At 72.2% G+C, this 17811-nt stretch carries 11 protein-coding genes and 1 other RNA gene; 3 read left to right on the top strand and 9 right to left on the bottom strand.

Features of this window, described 5'->3' with window-relative positions; all coding sequences use genetic code 11:
- Positions 1-26 precede the first annotated feature (26 nt).
- The 9 genes from murD to MKK53_RS20920 form a co-directional block, all read right to left on the bottom strand.
- Entirely contained in the window at positions 27-1388 is a 1362-nt protein-coding gene (murD, locus tag MKK53_RS20880) for a UDP-N-acetylmuramoyl-L-alanine--D-glutamate ligase (protein WP_243930690.1), read from the bottom strand.
- A 75-nt stretch (positions 1389-1463) separates the two neighbouring features.
- Positions 1464-2549, bottom strand: coding sequence for a phospho-N-acetylmuramoyl-pentapeptide-transferase (mraY, locus tag MKK53_RS20885; RefSeq protein ID WP_243930691.1), 1086 nt, complete (start codon positions 2547-2549; stop codon positions 1464-1466).
- 21 nt (positions 2550-2570) lie between these two features.
- Complete coding sequence (locus MKK53_RS20890; protein WP_243930692.1) at positions 2571-4052, bottom strand: UDP-N-acetylmuramoylalanyl-D-glutamyl-2,6-diaminopimelate--D-alanyl-D-alanine ligase; 1482 nt, start codon at positions 4050-4052, stop codon at positions 2571-2573.
- A 90-nt stretch (positions 4053-4142) separates the two neighbouring features.
- Positions 4143-5600 carry a UDP-N-acetylmuramoyl-L-alanyl-D-glutamate--2,6-diaminopimelate ligase gene (locus tag MKK53_RS20895; RefSeq protein WP_243930693.1) on the bottom strand — a complete coding sequence of 486 codons (1458 nt, stop codon included), beginning with the start codon at positions 5598-5600 and terminating at the stop codon, positions 4143-4145.
- Complete coding sequence (locus MKK53_RS20900) at positions 5597-7372, bottom strand: peptidoglycan D,D-transpeptidase FtsI family protein (protein ID WP_243930700.1); 1776 nt, start codon at positions 7370-7372, stop codon at positions 5597-5599. The genes MKK53_RS20895 and MKK53_RS20900 overlap by 4 nt, the downstream gene beginning before the upstream one ends.
- A gap of 136 nt (positions 7373-7508) precedes the next feature.
- On the bottom strand, positions 7509-7919 hold the full coding sequence (locus tag MKK53_RS20905; RefSeq protein ID WP_243930694.1) for a hypothetical protein: 411 nt from the start codon (positions 7917-7919) through the stop codon (positions 7509-7511).
- A complete protein-coding gene (gene rsmH, locus MKK53_RS20910; RefSeq protein ID WP_243930695.1) occupies positions 7916-8959 on the bottom strand; it encodes a 16S rRNA (cytosine(1402)-N(4))-methyltransferase RsmH in 1044 nt (347 codons plus the stop codon). The genes MKK53_RS20905 and rsmH overlap by 4 nt, the downstream gene beginning before the upstream one ends.
- Before the next feature lie 410 nt (positions 8960-9369).
- Positions 9370-9764, bottom strand: an RNA gene (gene rnpB / locus MKK53_RS20915) — RNase P RNA component class A.
- Between the two features lie 68 nt (positions 9765-9832).
- A complete protein-coding gene (locus MKK53_RS20920) occupies positions 9833-10273 on the bottom strand; it encodes a VOC family protein (protein ID WP_243930696.1) in 441 nt (146 codons plus the stop codon).
- A 375-nt stretch (positions 10274-10648) separates the two neighbouring features.
- On the opposite strand from MKK53_RS20920, the gene MKK53_RS20925 reads away from it, so the two are divergent.
- The 3 genes from MKK53_RS20925 to MKK53_RS20935 all read left to right on the top strand — a co-directional run.
- On the top strand, positions 10649-12127 hold the full coding sequence (locus MKK53_RS20925) for a DUF2252 domain-containing protein (protein ID WP_243930697.1): 1479 nt from the start codon (positions 10649-10651) through the stop codon (positions 12125-12127).
- A 459-nt stretch (positions 12128-12586) separates the two neighbouring features.
- Entirely contained in the window at positions 12587-16498 is a 3912-nt protein-coding gene (locus MKK53_RS20930) for an autotransporter domain-containing protein (protein ID WP_243930698.1), read from the top strand.
- A 998-nt stretch (positions 16499-17496) separates the two neighbouring features.
- The coding region (locus MKK53_RS20935) for a sugar transferase (protein ID WP_243930699.1) at positions 17497-17811 on the top strand (315 nt) is incomplete at its 3' end.

The raw sequence follows: 17811 nt of genomic DNA on the forward strand, positions 1-17811 counted from the left end.
GCCGGGGTGCGGGAAGGCGCGCCGCCCTACGGCAGGGCCTTCACCCGCTCCCGGAACCGGTCGCCGCGCACCTCGAAGTTGCGGAACTGGTCGTAGGAGGCGCAGGCCGGCGAGAGCAGCACCACCGGCTCCGGGGCGCCCGAGGCGGCGGCGTTCTCCGCGGCCTTCTCCACCGCCACGTCGAGGGTGCCGCAGCGCGTGTAAGGCACCGCGCCCTCCAGGGTCGCGGCGAAGGCGTCCGAGGCCGCGCCGATCAGGTAGGCGTGGGCGACCCGCTCGAAATACGGGACCAGGGGGAAGATGCCCCCGTCCTTGGCCTTGCCGCCGAGGATCCAGTGGATGTCCCGGAAGGCGGTGAGGGCCTTCTCCGTCGAATCGGCGTTCGTCGCCTTGGAATCGTTGACGAACAGCACCCGGCCCCGGCGGCCGACCTCCTCCATCCGGTGTGGCAGGCCGGGGAAGGAGGCGAGGCCGGCGCGGATCTCCTCCGGGCGCAGGCCCAGGGCCTGCGCCACCGCCACGGCCACCGCCGCGTTCTGCCAGTTGTGGGCGCCGCGCAGGGACCCAACGCCGGTGACGTCGGCGAGCTCCGCCCCCGCCCCGTCGCGGACGATCCCCTCGCTCACGCACAGCCCGTCCGCCGGGGCCGGGCCGGCGCCCACATGCACCCGCACCGTCTTCTCCGCCCTGCGGTCGGCGATCGCCCGGCTGGGGGCGTCGTCGATCCCGACCACGGCCAGATCCGCCCCGCAGATCAGCCGCTCCTTGATGGCCGCGTACTGCTCCATGGTGCCATGGCGGTCGAGGTGGTCCGGCGTGACGTTCATCAGCACGCCCACGCCCGGGTCGAGGGAGGGCGTCAGGTCGATCTGGAAGGAGGACATCTCGATCACGTGGACCCGGCCGGCCGCCGGCGGCGCCAGGGACAGGATCGCCGTGCCGATGTTGCCGCCCATCTGCACGTCGCGCCCGGCCCGCCCGAGGACATGGGCGATGAGCGCCGTGGTGGTCGACTTGCCGTTGGTGCCGGTGATCGCCACGAAGGGCGCCCCCGGCGCCCGTGCCCGCCGCTCCCGGCAGAACAGCTCGATGTCGCCGACGATCTCGACGCCCGCCTCCCGGGCCAGCCGCACGCTCCAGTGCGGCTCGGGGTGGGTGAGGGGCACGCCGGGCGCCAGGACCAGGGCCTCGAACCCGGACCAGTCCTCCCCGCGCAGGTCGGCGGTGGGGATGCCCTCCCCCCGCGCCCTGGCCACGCTCTCCTCGCCGTCGTCCCAGGCGACCACCGAGGCCCCGCCGGCGATCAGCGCCCTAGCGGTGGCGAGCCCCGATCCGCCGAGGCCGAACAGGGCGACTCGTCTGTCCGCGAAGGTGGTGACGGGGGTCATCGAGGGTACTTTCACGCAAGTCCGCCCTCCCCACAAGGGGGAGGGAACATGGCGGCGAAGACGAGAGTGCTGCGATTACCGCAGCTTGAGCGTCGCGAGGCCCGCGAGCGCCAGGATCACCGCGATGATCCAGAAGCGGATCACCACCTGCGGCTCCTTCCACCCCTTCTGTTCGAAGTGGTGGTGGATCGGCGCCATCCGGAAGACGCGCTTGCCCGTGAGCTTGAACGAGGCGACCTGGATGATCACCGACATCATCTCCAGCACGAACAGGCCGCCCACCACCGCCAGCACGATCTCGTGCTTGGTCGCCACGGCGATGGTGCCGAGCAGGCCGCCGAGCGCCAGGGAGCCGGTGTCGCCCATGAAGATCTGGGCCGGGGGGGCGTTGAACCACAGGAAGCCGAGGCCCGCCCCGATCACCGCGCCGCAGACCACGGCGAGCTCGCCCGTGTCGCGGACGTAGTTCACCTGCAGGTAGCTCGCCGTGAAGGAGTTGCCGACGAGGTAGGCGATCATCCCGAAGGTGGCGCACGCGATCATCACCGGGACGATGGCCAGCCCGTCGAGCCCGTCGGTCATGTTCACCGCGTTGCCCGAGCCGACGATCACGAAGGCGCCGAACAGGGCGTAGAACCAGCCGAGGTTCAGGAGCGCATCCTTCAGGACGGGGAAGGCGAGCTGGTTCTGCAGGGTGAGGGGCGAGTAGGCCGAGATGGTCACGCAGGCGGCGATGGCGATCAGCCCCTCGAGCCCGAGGCGGAACTTGCCGGAGAAGCCCTTGTGCGACTGCTTCGTCACCTTGAGGTAGTCGTCGTAGAAGCCGATCGCCCCGAAGCCGAGGGTCACGGTCAGGGTGATCCAGACGTAGTGGTTGCGCGGGTTCGCCCAGAGCAGCACCGCGACCATGAACCCGGCCAGGATCATCAGCCCGCCCATGGTCGGCGTGCCGCGCTTGGTGACGAGGTGGGTCTGCGGCCCGTCCTCGCGGATCGGCTGGCCCTTCCCCTGGCGCAGGCGCAGCAGGGAGATGATCCATGGCCCGAACCAGAACACGAACAGCCCCGCGGTGAACAGGGCGCCGCCGGTGCGGAAGGTGATGTAGCGGAACACGTTGAGCGGCGTGAAGGTGCTGCTCAGTTCCGAGAGAAGGTAAAGCATCCGGGCGCTCGGCCCCTCTGTTCAGGCGCGGGGGGCGGCGGCGCCGCCCAGGGAATCGCGGCGCGTCTGGGGCGGCGCGTAGCGGGCTTTGAGGGCTTCGACGATCCGGCCCATCCGGCTGCCGTTGGAGCCCTTGACCATCACCGCGTCGCCGGGCCTCAGGCTCCGGGTCAGGGGTTCGATCAGGTCCGCGGAGGTCTCGGCGATGGCGCCGCGGCGGCGCACGGGCAGGGCCTCGTAGAGGTTCCGCGTCAGCGGGCCCGCCGCGAAGACGAGGTCGATGCCCGCCGCCTCGACCGCCTCGGCGAGGCCGCGGTGCAGGTCCGGGCTGGTGGGCCCGAGTTCGAGCATGTCGCCCAGCACGGCGATGCGCCGGCCGCGGGGGCCGGTCTCGATCCCCGCCAGCGTCGCCAGGGCGGCGCGGACGGCGGCCGGGTTGGCGTTGTAGCTCTCGTCCACGAGCCAGGCGGGGCCGCCCTCCATCTCCAGCGCCGTGCGCTCGCCCCGGCCGACCGGCGGCGACAGGGCGGCCAGCGACAGGGCGGCGGCGGCGAGGTCCGCCCCGAGGGAGTGGACCACGGCCATCACGCCGAGGGAATTGAGGGCCGTGTGCCGGCCCGCGGTGCCGAGCTTGTAGGTGACGGGCTGGCCCATCACGCTGGCATCGACCACCGACAGGTCCGGGCGCAGCACGATGCGGTTGGCGCGGACATCCGCCTGCGGATGCTCGCCGAATCCCACGATCCGCCCCGCCCCCGAGGCCATGGCATGGGCGGCGAGCCTGTCGAAATGCGGGCTGTCGCGGTTGATCACCGCCACGCCGCCGGGCTCCAGCCCGGAGAAGATCTCGCCCTTGGCGTCGGCGATGGCCGACAGCGAGGGGAAGTGCTCGATGTGCACCGGCTCGACGGTGACGACCAGCGCCACCTGCGGCCGGACCATCCGCGTCAGCGGCAGGATCTCGAACGGGTGGTTCATGCCGATCTCGAACACGCCGTAGCGCGCGCCCTCCGGCATCCGGGCGAGCGTCAGCGGCACGCCCCAATGGTTGTTGTAGGAGGCGGCCGAGGCGTGGGTCGCCCCCTGCCCCGAGAGGACGTGGCGCAGGGCCTCCTTGGTGCCGGTCTTGCCCACCGAGCCGGTGACGGCGACCACCTGCGCGGGGCTGCGGGCGCGGGCGGCGCGGCCGATCCGCTCCATGGCCGTCAGCACGGGGTCGGCGCCCTCCCCCGGCACGGCGAGCACCGGGCCGGCGGCGCTCAGGTCATCGGCCCGGCCTTCGCTCACCACCGCCGCGCCGGCCCTCGCCCCGAGGGCCTGGGCGACGAAGTCGTGCCCGTCGCGGGCCTCGCCGCGGATCGCGAAGAACAGGTCGCCCGGCTGGAGGGTGCGGGTGTCGATGGACGCACCGGAAACCGGCCGCCGGTCGCCGACCCAGCGCCCGCCGGTGGCCGCCTCGAGGGCGTCCGGAGTCCAGAGGGGGATGTCCTGCGATGCGGTCATCTCAGGTCCTGTCGGAGGTGACGATGGTCCCCTCTGCCCGCGGGCGGGGAGAAGGGATGGGCACGGTCTGGCGCGGAGAGCGGACGGTCATCACGCCCCTACCTCGGCGATCGCGGCGCGAAGGACATCGTGGTCCGAGAACGGGAGCACCCGATCACCCACGATCTGGCCGGTTTCGTGACCCTTGCCGGCGACGACGAGCACGTCGCCCGGCCCGAGCAGGCCGACGGCGGTGCGGATCGCCGCCTCCCGGTCGCCGATCTCCCGGGCGTCCGGCGCCGCGTCGAGGATCGCCCGGCGGATGGCGGCGGGCTCCTCGGTGCGGGGGTTGTCGTCGGTGACGATCACCGTGTCCGCGAGGCGCTGGGCGATGGCCCCCATCAGCGGGCGCTTGCCCCGGTCGCGGTCGCCGCCGCAGCCGAACACCACGGCGAGCCGGCCCGTCGCGAAGGGCCGGAGCGCGGTGAGCACCTGCTCCAGGGCCTCCGGCTTGTGGGCGTAGTCCACGAGGCAGAGACCGCCCCGGGCGATGCCGATCCGCTCCATCCGGCCGGGGACGCCGGTGAGGTGGTCGAGGGCGGCGAAGACCCCGTCCGGGTCGGCGGCGCCCGCCGGGGCCGCGAGGGCGAGCCCCGCCGCCACGAGGGCGTTCTCCACCTGGAAGCCGCCGACGAGGGGCAGGCTCACCCGATAGGTCCGCCCGCCGGCCTCCAGGGTCAGCGCCTGGGCGAAGCCCTCGGTGCGGGCATCCACGAGGCGGATCTCGCGCCCGGCCCGGCCGGTGGTGCGCACCGGCCGCCCGGCGGCCTCGGCCACGGCGATCACCCGGTCCGAGAAGGCCCCGTCCGCGTTGACCACGGCCGGGCAGCCGGCCGGCAGCAGATCGGTGAAAAGGCGCAGCTTCGCAGCGAGATAGTCCTCGATGCTCGCGTGGTAATCGAGGTGGTCGCGGCCGAGGTTGGTGAAGCCCGCCGCCGTCAGCCGCACCCCGTCGAGGCGCCGCTGCGCGATCCCGTGGGACGAGGCCTCCATGGCGAGTTCGGTGATGCCCTCGTCGGCGAGGCGGGCCAGGGTCTCGTGCAGGGTGACCGGATCGGGCGTGGTGAGCGAGCCGTATTGCGCCCCGCGGTTGGTGACGATGCCGACCGTGCCGAGGCTCGCGGAGTCGCGGCCCATCCGCGACAAGATCTGGCGGACGAAATCGGCCACCGAGCTCTTGCCGGCGGTGCCGGTGACGGCGAGCACCGTCTCCGGCTGGCGCCCGGCGAGGCGGGCGGCGGCCAGCGCCAGGGCCCGGCGGGCCTCGGGGACGGCGATCCAGGCGGTCGTCCCGGGCAGGTCGGCGGGGCGCTCCCCCTCCCCCGCGACGGCCAGCGCGCCCGCCGCCGCCGCCATGGCGGCGAAGAGGCGCCCGTCGGCCTTGGTGCCCGGCACCGCCACGAACACGCCCCCCGGCACGACGCGCCGGCTGTCGGCGGTCAGCCCGGCGACGGGCTCATCGGCGGCGGGGCCCTCGGCCTCGGGGAAGAGGGTGCCGAGGCGGGTCACGGGCCGCCCAGCTGGTTCACGTGGTAGGCGTTGAGCCTCACCATCTGCGGGAACGGCCGCACCGGCGCCTCGAATTGCGGCGGCAGGCCGAGGATCGGGGCGACGCGCTCGATGACCTTGCCGGTGACGACGCCGGAGTTCCAGGCGGCGGTGGCGTAGCCCCCCGATTCCGGAAGGCCCTGCGGCTCGTCCATGATGGTGACGAACAGGTATTTCGGGTCGTTCATCGGCGAGGCCGCCATGAAGGTCGTGAACAGCCGGTTCTTGTTGTAGCGCCCGCCGATCACCTTCTCGGCCGTGCCGGTCTTGCCGCCGACGAAGTAGAGCGGCACCGACGCCTTCTTGGCCGAGCCCTCGTTGGCGTTGAGGCGCATGATGTAGCGCATCGCCTCGGAGGTTTGGGCCGAGAGCACCGGGGTCGAGCGCGACTTCACCGAATCCTCGTCGGACTTGAGGAAGGTCGGGGTGATGAGCTTGCCGCCGTTGACGATGGCGCCCACCGCCATCGCCGCCTGGAGGGGCGCCACCGCGATGCCGTGGCCGAAGGCGATCGTGATGGTGTTGATCTCGCTCCACCGCGACGGGACGATCGGGGCCGCGCTCTCCGGCAATTCGGTGCGCAGCCGGTCGGTGAGGCCCATCTTCTTCAGGAAAGCCTTGTGGCCGGGCACGCCGACGCCGAGCGCCATCTTGGCCGAGCCGATGTTGGAGGAGTGCGTGAACACCTCCGGCATGGTGATGACGCGGTTGGTGCCGTGGTACTCGTGGATCTTCTGCCGGCCCCAGTTGAGCACGCCGCCGCGGGTGTCGAACGTGGAGTTGACGTTGTACTTGCCGGATTCGAGGGCCATCGCCAGGGTCATCGCCTTGAAGGTCGAGCCCATCTCGTAGACGCCGACGTTCATGCGGTTGATCCGGTCGGGCGCCAGGGCGTCCTTGGGGTCGTTCGGGTCGAAGTCCGGCATCGAGACCAGGGCGATCACCTCGCCGGTCTTCACGTCGAGGATCATCGCCGCGCCGGCCTTGGCCTTGAAGTGCTCGATGCCCTTGGCGAGCTCGTCGCGCACGGCGAACTGCGCCCGCAGGTCGAGGGAGAGCTGGATCGGCTTGAGGTCCGCCTGCTTGCTCACGAGGCCGAAGCTGTTGAGCGCCTGGAGGCCGGTGGAGTCGATGTACTTCTCCATGCCGGCGATGCCGACGCCGTCGAGGTTCGTCGCCCCCAGGATGTGGGCGGCGGCGGTGCCGTTCGGGTAGACGCGCTTGTGGTCCGGCAGGAAGCCGATGCCGGGGATGCCGAGGCGATGCACCTCGGCCTGCTGCTTCGGGGTCAGCTCGCGCTTCACCCACACGAAGCCCGCGCCCTTGCGGTCCTTGCGGGAGGAGAGCTTGGCGCGCAGCTCCGAGGCGTTCAGCGAGGGCAGGACGGCGGTGAGCAGCTCCACCGCCTCGTCCTTGTCGTAGATGTTGCCGGGCTCGGCGAAGACCGAGACCGTGCGGATGTCGGTCGCCAGGATCTCGCCGTTGCGGTCCACGATGTCGGGGCGGAAGGCGGTCGAGGAGGTGGCGGCGGCCCGGTGCTCCTGGCTCGGCGGCTCGCCGAAGATCGCCATGGTCAGGAGCCGCGTGGAGATCGTGCCGAACACGCCGAGGAAGACGAGGCCGACCAGGGCGACGCGGACATGCGAGCGCTCGATGGCGAGGCGGAACATGTTGGCGAGCAGCCGGCGCAGGGGCGTGACCCGCGGCGCCAGCACCTCCTCCACCGCCTGCATCAGGCGCGCGGCGTCGGCCTCCGGCACGGGGGGCGCGACGGGTTCCGGCGCGGGGCCGGCGGCGGCGCCCTGGTCGCCGGGCATGCCGAAGACCGGCTCCCGGCGCTCCGAAAGATCCTGCACGTCGGACACGGAACTACCTCGCGGCGGTCGGGGTACGGGTCGTGGTCACGGTGCGGCTGATCGCGCCCGTGGTGCGCGGCTCGGGCGTGCCCTTCTCCTTGGGCGTCGCCGTCGCGGCGAGCAGGCGGCCGATCTCGTCGCCGCGCTCCGGCCGGGCCGGGAGGTCGGCGATCCGGCCGAGGTGGGCGACGCCGATCGGCTCCAGGGCGAGGTGCTTCTCCACCGCCGCCTGCAGGCGGTCGGGCCGGGTCAGCAGCTGCCACTCGGCGCGGAGCACGGCGATCGCCTGCCGCTCCTTGTGCAGGGCGATCTGGACCTTGGAGACCTGACCCGCCTGATAGAGCGTGTCGTACTTGATCGAGTAGGCGTAGACCGCCGAGGCGACGAGCCCGGCGATGGCCAACAGGTTGAGCAGGCGGATCATCGGCGCGCGCCTCCGCGGATCTTCTCCGGCAGGCTCGCCAGCGTCTCGATGGCCGAGAGCGGTGCCGGAACCGGGGAATCGGTGCGCGCGACGGCGCGAAGCTTGGCCGAACGCGACCGGGGGTTGCGCGCCAGCTCGGCCTCGCCCGGCAGGACGGGGCCCTTGGTGACGGGCGTCAGGCTGCGCGTCGCCGCCTCGGCCTGGGCCGGCAGGTGCCGGGAGCCGTGGGCGGCGCGCCCGCTGCGGGCGGCGAAGAACTGTTTGACGATGCGGTCTTCCAGCGAGTGGAAGGTGACGACGGCGAGTCGCCCGCCCGGCGCCAGCACCCGCTCGGCCGCGTGCAGCGCCCGGACGAGTTCGCCGAGTTCGTCGTTCACGGCGATCCGCAGCCCCTGGAAGGTCCGCGTCGCGGGGTGGATGTGGCTGCCGGGCTCGGCCCGGACCACCCCCGCGACGATCTCGGCCAGCTGCGCCGTGCCCTCGATCCGCCCGCGCCGCCGGGCCTCGTGGATCGCCCGCGCCACGGCCCGCGACCGGCGCTCCTCGCCGTAATGGTAGATGATGTCGGCGAGCTCGGCCTCGTCCGCCTCGTTGACGAGGTCGGCCGCGCTCGGGCCGTCGGCGCCCATCCGCATGTCGAGGGGGCCGTCGTGGCGGAAGGAGAAGCCGCGCTCGGGGGTGTCGAGCTGCATCGAGGACACGCCGATGTCGAGGACGACGCCCCGCACCGGCCCCTCGCCCGCGTCGGCGGCCAGGGTGTCGAGGTCGCCGAAGCGCCCCGGCACCAGGGCGAGGCGCCCCTGCGCCTCGGCCACGAGGGCCTGCCCGCCGGCGATGGCCCGCGGGTCGCGGTCGATGGCGAGCACGCGCAGGGCGGGGTCGGCGGCGAGCAGCGCCCGGGTGTAGCCCCCGGCGCCGAAGGTCCCGTCGATGGCGATGCCCTCGCCCCCGGGGTTCAGGGCGTCGAGCACCTCGGCCAGCAGCACCGGCACATGCGGTGCCGACGCGGGGGCGGCGGCGGCGCGGATCGGGGTCCTCATGCCGGACCCCCGCGGCGGGGAAGGCCGGCGGCGGGTGCGGCCCGCCCCCTGGCGGGCGCGGCGGCGTGAAGGCGTGCGGTCACTCTCATCTCGCCCTGGTCCGGACCGCGCGGAGGCGGCGCGTGTGGCGGGAGCGGCGACGGAGGCGCTGGGCGCGAGCGCCCGCGGACGGACGCGCCCTGCGGGTCCGCAGGTGACGCCCGGCGATCCGATAGTCGCCGCTGACGGGAGGATGCCGGGTATCATGGGCCTCGGAAGGTCGTCAACGCGCGCAAAGCGCGTGCGCCACGCTCCGATGTAGAACCCGGCAAGGTTAACCGTTGGTGAGTTTTTCCGCAGTTTCCGGCCGCGGCCGAACCCCCCGCCCCAGGGGGCAAGGCGCTGCGGGGACTGGGAAATTCGGAGAAAGGCGGATCAGCCGGCCTGTAAGCCGGGTTCTGTAGGGCCGAAGGGCTCGCACCCTCCGGCGTGGCAGCCATTCCTCTGGGACGGTCGTCGCCGACCGCCTCGAGCAACCAACCCGGGCGACTGACCTGGAGAGCGGGCCTGCCCCTCTCGCGAGGGGCGCGCCGCCCCTATTCGGTTTTGCTCCCGGTGGGGTTTGCCGTGCCGTCCGCGTTGCCGCGTCCGCGGTGCGCTCTTACCGCACCCTTTCACCCTGACCCCGGACGGATCCGGGGCGGTCTGCTCTCTGTGGCACTGTCCCTGGGGTCGCCCCCGCCGGACGTTATCCGGCACCGTCTCTCCATGGAGCCCGGACTTTCCTCCCCGGGCCGAAACCCGGAGCGGCCGCCCGGCCGGCTGATCCGGGGGCGACATGGGCCCTCGCCGCCCCCGCGGTCAAGGGCCCGGGGAGGGGCCGGGCGCGGGGCCTCACCAGGTGCCGGTGTTCTCCATGGAGGTCCACGGCTCCTGGGGCGCCTTGGCGTCGCCCTTCTGCAGGATCTCGATGGAGATGCCGTCCGGCGACTTCACGAAGGCCATGCGCCCGTCCCGCGGCGGCCGGTTGATGGTGACGCCCGCCTGCTTCAGCTTCGCGCAGAAGGCGTAGATGTCATCGACCTGATAGGCGAGGTGCCCGAAGTTGCGCCCGCCGGAATAGGTCTCCGGGTCCCAGTTGTAGGTCAGCTCGACGAGGGGCGACTTCGACGCCTCGGCCCGGGCCACGTCCCCCGGGGCGGCCAGGAAGACCAGGGTGAACCGGCCCTTCTCGTTCTCGATCCGGCGGACCTCCTTGAGGCCGAACGTGTCGACGTAGAACGCCAGCGCCTGGTCGAGGTCGGCGACGCGCACCATCGTGTGCAGGTATTCCATGGCGAGACTCTCCTGTTGCGGGTGGAGGACGATGTGGGACCGCCGTCGAGGGGCCGGCAGGCCTGAGCGGGCCCGTGGCCGGCTCGCGGGAGGCGGTGGAACGCTGCGGTAGGTAGCGCCCGCCCATGTCACGAGTAGGTCGGCCCATCCATCCGGACGATTCGCGGCGATCGATCCTCGGTCGCCACACGGACACGCCTCGGCGGAAGCGACGCCGGACGGGGCCACCCCGCGCCCGGGGGCGCGCAAGCGGCCAACCCGCGGTGGAGGGTGTGCGTTTAAGTCCACGGCGTTCGGGCGCTTTTAATCCCTGATCGGGCCGTTAGCTTGGTCTGGAACGAACGGATCAGGGCGATGGAACGGTCAGCGCAACCCATGGACACCCCACCCCTGGACGATGATCGGCCGGACGCGCGGGTCGAGGCCGCCGAGGAGGCCGTGCTGGCGCCGCTGGCGGATTTCCCGCGCATCGACCTGCGCTCGGGGGTGGAGCCCTGGGACAAGCGCCGTGCCGCCGGCAAGACCCTGCGCCTGGAGCTGCCCCATGCCGCCCACGCCACGCTCGGAGGCGCCGCCGCCCGCCCCGACCCGGTGGCGCTCATCGAGACGGCCCACGAGGGCCGGCAATCGCATCTGATCCCGTTGCGGGTCGCCCGCATGGCCTCCTCGCCGTTCGCCTTCCTGCGCGGCGCGGCCCAGGTCATGGCCTGGGACCTCGCCCAGGGGCCGCGCAGCGCGATCGACGTGGTGATGAACGGGGACGCGCACATCTCCAACTTCGGGCTGTTCGGCTCGCCGCAGGGCGACGTGGTGCTCGACCTCAACGACTTCGACGAGGTCACGGTCGGCCCGTGGGAATGGGACCTGAAGCGTCTGTGCGCCAGCATCGAGGTGGCGGCCCGGGACGCCGGCGTCCCCCCCTCCGAGCGCCGGGAGGCGACGCTGAGCGCCGTGGCGGGCTACCAGCACACGATGGACGACCTCGCCCCGCGCGGGTCGCTCGACGTCTGGCAGCGGGCGTCGCGGGCCGACGATCTCACCTTCGCCGGCATCGAGATCGACGGACGCTCGCAGGCCGTCGTGGACAAGGCCGTCGAGAAGGCGCGGCGCAAGAACAACAAGAGCCTGCTCGACCGGGTGGGCGAGCGGCGCACCGACGGCGGCTGGCGCTTCCGCGAGGAGCCGCCGATCCTCGTCCGCATCGACGAGGCGACGCGCGAGGCCGTCACCACCGGCCTGGAGCGCTACGCCGAGACGTTGCCGCGCGAACGGCGCTTCATGCTCAGCCGCTACCACGTGGTCGATGTGGCCCACCGCGTCGTCGGCGTCGGCAGCGTGGGAACCCGGGCCTACGTGGCGCTGCTCTGCGGCAACTCGGACCAGGATGCCCTCTTCCTCCAGGTGAAGGAGGCGGTGCGGCCGGCCCACGCCCCCTACCTGCGCGGCATGCCCGAACCCTACGCGAGCCACGAGGGCGAGCGCGTGATCTACGGGCAACGCCTCCTCCAGGCGGTGGGCGACCCGCTGCTCGGGTGGACGACGATCGAGGACCGGCCGTTCTACGTGCGGCAGATGAAGAACATGAAGGGCGAGATCCCGGTCTCGCGCATGACCGGCCGGTCCCTCCTGTACTTCTCCCATGCCTACGGTGCCCTGCTGGCCAAGGCCCATGCCCGGACGGGGGATGCGGCGGCGATCGCGGGCTATTGCGGTCACGATGGCCGCGCCGACCTGCGGGAGGCGCTGGCCGACTGGTCCGCGGCCTATGGGGACCGGAACGCCGAGGACTACGAGGCCTTCCGGGCCGCCATCGCGGCGGGCAGGCTGCGGGCGGCGGACGATCCGCACCTCTGACGCCGCCCCGGGCGACGCCGAGCGGCCCCCGCGCCGGCCGGTCCGGCGGGCGGGGTCGCCGCCGGCGGGGGGCACCCGCCGCGGGACGCAGGATGCCTTGAGGCCGAACCGCCTCCGGGCCGGGGGGAACCGCCGTCGCGATGCTGGAGACGGGGCGTCCCCGCCCCGCGGGAGACCCGGTTTCGCGGCCGGGACCACCTTGCCGGAACATCCCGCCCTCCCTTGCCGATTCGTGACCGCGGCACTGCCGGAAGTTCCCAGTATTAACCCGGTACTTCGGCACCGAGACAGCCCTAAGTTGCTCTATTGCAACATCGATAAACCCGATCTTCCACCATCGTCCGGAATTACAACGAGAGTTTGACCGTTTCCCCGGGGGCGATTTAGCACTCGATTGCACACAAGGATGTGCCGCCGCGCCATAAGCGGCCGAAGTGTTCAATCGGGGGGAGACGGATCTTGATCAGTTCAGGCATCGGCGGATTGCGCCGCTCGCTCCTTGCCGGGGTTCCGGCCTGGGCTGCCTTCCTCTCGGGGGCCCATGCGGCCTGTGCCCCCGCGACGCCCGCATCGGGCCAGACGGTGACCTGCACGGGGACCTCGGCGGCCTTCATCGCGCCCACCGGCGTGACCGGCCTCACCGTCGCCATCACCCCCGATGCGACCGTCGCCGCCGCGCAGACCAGTGCGGGCACCAACCCGAGCTTCACCAACGTCCGGGTGAACGGGTCGAGCACCGTCACCAATGCCGGCACGATCGCCAACACCGCGCCGCTGAACCGCGACAATTTCGGGGTGAACCTCGCAGGCGACCGTTCGACCCTGACCAACAGCGGCACGATCACCCTCACCGCCCCCGCCGGCAACGCCACGACGCGGATCTACGGCGCCTATTCCAGCGCGCCGAACGGAAGCCAGTATGCGAGCACGGCGGTCAACAACAGCGGGACGATCTCGCTGACGCAGAACGGCAACGGCATCGCCCGCGGCATCTATTCGGGCGAGAACACCACGCTGTTCACGATCAACAACAGCGGCCTGATCGCCGCGACGCGCGGCAGCACCGCCACCGCGAGCACGAGCGCCGTGGCGGCGGTCGATTCCGACGACGACACCGACCGGCTCGTGGTGAACAACGGCACCACCGGCCGCATCACCGCGGGCGGGGCCAACAGCCGCGCCCTGAGCGGCCGGGCCGCGCAGTACGAGATCACCAACAGCGGGGTGATCGGCAACACGACGGCGGGCGAGGCCGCCATCGCGACCTTCGCCCTCAATGCCGGCAATGCCGGCGACGCGACGACGCCCCGCGCCTACGCCACGGTGATCACCAACACGGCCACGGGCGTCATCAACGGCGATGTCCGCAACACCGACCAGGACCTCCAGACCGCCGCGACCGCGGTGAACCTGCGCCGCAGCGGCACCCTGACCAATGCCGGCACGATCAACGGCAACCTCGCCTTCGGCGGCGGCAACCAGACGATCACCAACACCGGCACGATCCGCGGCGGCATCACGTTCCTCGATGTCGCCGCCACGGTGAACACCGTCACCCTCGGCACCGGCTCCTCGGTGGGCGGCGCCATCGCGGCGCGGGGGCTCGGCACCAACACCCTGACCCTGTCCGGGACCGGCACCTTCGCCGGCACCCTTTCGGGCTTCACCAGCCTCACCCAGACCGGCGCGGGCAGCGCCTGGACCCTCGGGCCGAACGCGGCGGTCGCCCTCTCCGGCAACCTGACGGTGGCGGGCGGCAACCTGACCCTCGCGGCCGGCTCCCGGCAGAGCGTCGGCGGCCTGATCCAGGTCACCGGCTCCGGGGCGCAGCTGACCAACGACACCGCCCTGACCAAGACGGTGAACCTGTCCGGCTCGAACACCACCCTCGTCAACGCCGGCACGATCACCGGGACCGGCGCGGCGGGCCGTGCGAACACCAGCGCCAACCGCGTCTACGGCGTCATCGCGAATTCGACGGGGGCGGACTTCGCCAACGTCGCCGTCGTGAACACCGGCACCATCGCCGTCACGGAGAACGGCATCGGCGTCTCGCGGGGGGTCTATGCGGGCGAGAACATCGCCTCCATGAGCATCACCAACGTGGGCACCCTCTCGGCCACCCGCGCGGCGGGGACGACCGGGACCGCCGCCGTGGCCGCCGTCGATTCCGACGACGACGTCGCCGCCCTCACCGTCACCAACCAGGCGGGCGGGCGCATCGCCGCCACGGGCACGAACGCCCGGGCGATCCAGGGCCGGGCGCAGCGCTACACGATCACCAACGCGGGCACGATCGGCGCATCCTCGGGGGCGCAGGCCATCGTCGTCTACGGGGCCGGCACCGCGTTCCTGACGAACACCGGCACGATCACCGGCGACGTGCGCTTCACCGACGCGGACCCGCAGAACGCCACCACCGCCAACCGGCGCAACTCCACCACGGTGAATGCCGGCCTGATCGACGGCAATCTCAGCTACGGGATGGGCAACCACACCCTCACCAACACCGGCCAAATCACCGGGGCCATCACCTTCGCGGACGTCGCGGCGAGCCGCAACAGCGTGACCCTCGGGACGGGATCGGTCGTCGGCGGGCCGATCACCGCCACGGGGCGGGGCCGGAACGCCCTCACCCTCACCGGCACGGGGACGCTCGCGAGCAACGTGACGGGCTTCACCACCCTCACCGAGACCGACGGCGCCTGGACCCTGGCCTCGGGCACGACGCAGTCCTTCTCCGGCGGTGCCACGGTGGCCGGCGGCACCCTGACGGTGAACGCGGCCCTCACCGCCGCGACGCAGGTCGCCTCCGGCGCGGCGCTCGCGGGCACCGGCACCGTCGTCGGCGCGGTGGCGAATGCCGGCACGGTGGCGCCGGGCAGCGCCACCTCGCCCTACGGCACCCTCACCGTGGCCGGCCCCTACACCCAGGGGCCGGGGGGCACCCTGCGCGTCGCGGTGGCGCCGAACGCCAACGCGCAGCTCGCGGTGACCGGCGCCGCGCAACTGGACGGCGCCCTCGTGCTGAGCGCGGCCGCCGGCACCTACGCGCCGGGCACCGCCTACCGGATCGTCTCGGCGGGCTCCACGACCGGGGCCTTCACCGCCGTCTCGACCACGGGCCTCCCGACGCTCCTCGGCGCGGCGGTGACGAGCGATGGCGGCGCCACGACGGTCACCCTCGCCCAGCAGAGCTTCGCCCTCGTCGCCCGCACCGGCAACGCCCTCGCCGTGGCCCGCGGGGTCGATGCGGTGCTGGCCGGCGACACGGCCGCCCTCACCCTCCTCGACAACCGGGGCGACGCGCAGAACGCCGCATTCCTCGACCGGGTCGCCGGCCAGGGCTACGCGTCGCTGGCCGACCCCGAACTGCGCTCGGGCCGCGCCTTCGGCAACCAGCTGATGGCCCGCGCCTACGCCGCCGGCGGCGAGACGGGGGCGACCGGCTTCGTCCTGCCCCCGGCGGTCTACGCCGCCGACCTGCCCGGACACCGGCCGGCCCCCGAGCCGCGCTTCGTGGAGGTGAGCCGCGGCTACGGCGTGTGGGCCACCGGCTACGGCCAGTTCGGCCACGTCGATTCCACCGCCAACGCGGCGGGCCGCAGCGAGACCGTCGCCGGGATGGCGGCGGGCATCGACATGCACCCGAGCGTGAACACGGTGGTCGGCGTCGCGGTGGGCTACGGCTCGGTCGACGTGGCGCTCCGGCGCACGGGCGAGCGGGCCCACACCGACAACGCCCAGGTGGGCGTCTACGGCGGCTACACGGACGGGGCGTTCTACGCCAACGGCGCCCTGGGCTATGCCCGCGCCGAGGGCCGGGTGAACCGGGCGATCGGCCTGCCGCAGGTCCAGCCCGGCGGCGCCCAGGGCGATGTCGGCGGGGACCAGTTCATCGCCGCGGGGGAGCTCGGCTACCGGATCCCCGTCGCCACCGCGACGCAGGTCGTCCCCCTCGTCGGCTATCAGGTGAACACCTTCAGCCAGGACCGCGTCCGGGAGACCGGGGGCGGCCCGTTCGACCTGACCGTCGCGGGCAAGGACTTCCTGTCCGCCCGCACCCTGGTGGGCGGCCGGCTGGAGACGGCCACCGCCGTGGCGGGCACGCCCGTCTCGCTGTGGGTGAAGGCCGCCTACGTCCACGACTTCGCCGACGTGAACCGGACGATCAGCGCGAGCTTCACCCTCGCCCCGACCGTGCCGTTCCCCGTGACCGGGCGCCGCCTCGACCGGGACCGCGCCCTCGTCACGGCGGGTGTCGGCGTGGAGTTCGCCCCGCGGCTGCAGGGCTTCGTCGCCTACGACGCGGAACTCGCCTCCACCGACACGATCCAGGCCGTCCGCGGAGGCGTGCGCTACGCCTTCTGACGTCAGTGAGGGCGGCGGACCGGGTCCCGGCGCCGCCCTTCCCCCCGGTCACCGCCACGGCCGGGATCCCCATCGACGGCCCGTTGGCCGGAGCGGATCCCGGCGGGGCGGGCACGCGGCGGGGCGGTTCGCCGAGTCCGCCGCCGCCGCCGAGGACGCCCCCGCCGGGGCCAAATCCCTCCCCGGCGGGCCAACCTGCAGGATAACGCGAAATACCCGCGTGCCGGGCGTCACAGCCCCGTGCTGCAAGCATGAGCTGCGCAGTCTTTGCCGGCGGGCGACGTCGCCCATGGTGCAGCGCCCACCGATCGCGGCCGCATGCCGTGGAGCATTCGCCCTGGAATCGCCGGGCCCGAGCGGCAATAGACCGCCGTCCCGAGGGACACGCCGGCCGCCTTCGCAAAGCTCTGTCGACGGCGATGGTGAGGCGGACTGAGCCGACCACGCATTGCCGACCGCCAATGCTTCGCCGGGATGCCAACTTGGGCGTCGCTGTGCCTCCGGCCGCTTCAAATCCTGCTTCGAATGCAGCAGATCCGGCCGCTGTCGGCGCTCACTCTAATTGTTGCGTCGCAGCAACAGGTATTTTTTACCGAAGGCTGCAGAGTGTTGCGGCGACGAGGGCGCCGATGGTGGCTCCTAGTTGCGCAGTGAGGGCGCCCCACAACCAACCGTATATTATCCCGAGTTCGAGACCGATACATCCACCGAGAAAGGTCCCGATCAGCAACAGCATCAGCATGTCTATGAGTCCCGGGACAGGTTCAGGATCGAAAAACCTTTCAACAAACGCTGGATGCCGCTGCACTATTTCAAGTCATAAAAAATTATATTCTGGCGATGGGTCAGTTATATCCTGCAAGGTTGCAAGTATGACCCTGCCCGAACTGCTCACCGCCCTAAGGTAGAGCTTGTGCGATGGCTCGCTATTTGTTAGGGACAGCGCATTAAGAAACATTTAACCGACTTAGCCCCCCCATGCATGAGGAGCTGTGAGCATGCTGCGTCCGAAGGGACAGCCGACCGTCACGCCCGCCCTCGCAGCGCAGCATATGCTCGAGCCATTCGCAGACACCCTCGGAGGGAGCTCACGCGCCGTCGGGACGGGCCTCGACCGGCGCCTCGGCTGGATGGCCAAGCGCGGGATCGACGTCACGGTGGCGGGGGCCGCGCTGCTGCTTCTGCTGCCGTTGCTGCTGCTCGTCGGCGCGGCGGTGTGGATGGGGGACCGCAAGTCGCCGATCTTCCGCCACAACCGCCTCGGCCGGGGCGGGACGCCGTTCGGCTGCCTGAAGTTCCGCACGATGGTGGTG

Origin of the sequence: Methylobacterium sp. J-076 (assembly GCF_022829405.1) — a bacterium.
In the GTDB taxonomy this organism is placed as follows: domain Bacteria; phylum Pseudomonadota; class Alphaproteobacteria; order Rhizobiales; family Beijerinckiaceae; genus Methylobacterium.

Coding starts and splice junctions, on each gene's coding strand:
- murD (WP_243930690.1), bottom strand. CDS start 1,388: ATGACCCCCGTCACCACCTTCGCGGACAGACGAGTCGCCCTGTTCGGC.
- mraY (WP_243930691.1), bottom strand. CDS start 2,549: ATGCTTTACCTTCTCTCGGAACTGAGCAGCACCTTCACGCCGCTCAAC.
- MKK53_RS20890 (WP_243930692.1), bottom strand. CDS start 4,052: ATGACCGCATCGCAGGACATCCCCCTCTGGACTCCGGACGCCCTCGAG.
- MKK53_RS20900 (WP_243930700.1), bottom strand. CDS start 7,372: ATGCAGGCGGTGGAGGAGGTGCTGGCGCCGCGGGTCACGCCCCTGCGC.
- MKK53_RS20905 (WP_243930694.1), bottom strand. CDS start 7,919: ATGATCCGCCTGCTCAACCTGTTGGCCATCGCCGGGCTCGTCGCCTCG.
- rsmH (WP_243930695.1), bottom strand. CDS start 8,959: ATGAGGACCCCGATCCGCGCCGCCGCCGCCCCCGCGTCGGCACCGCAT.
- MKK53_RS20920 (WP_243930696.1), bottom strand. CDS start 10,273: ATGGAATACCTGCACACGATGGTGCGCGTCGCCGACCTCGACCAGGCG.
- MKK53_RS20925 (WP_243930697.1), top strand. CDS start 10,649: ATGGACACCCCACCCCTGGACGATGATCGGCCGGACGCGCGGGTCGAG.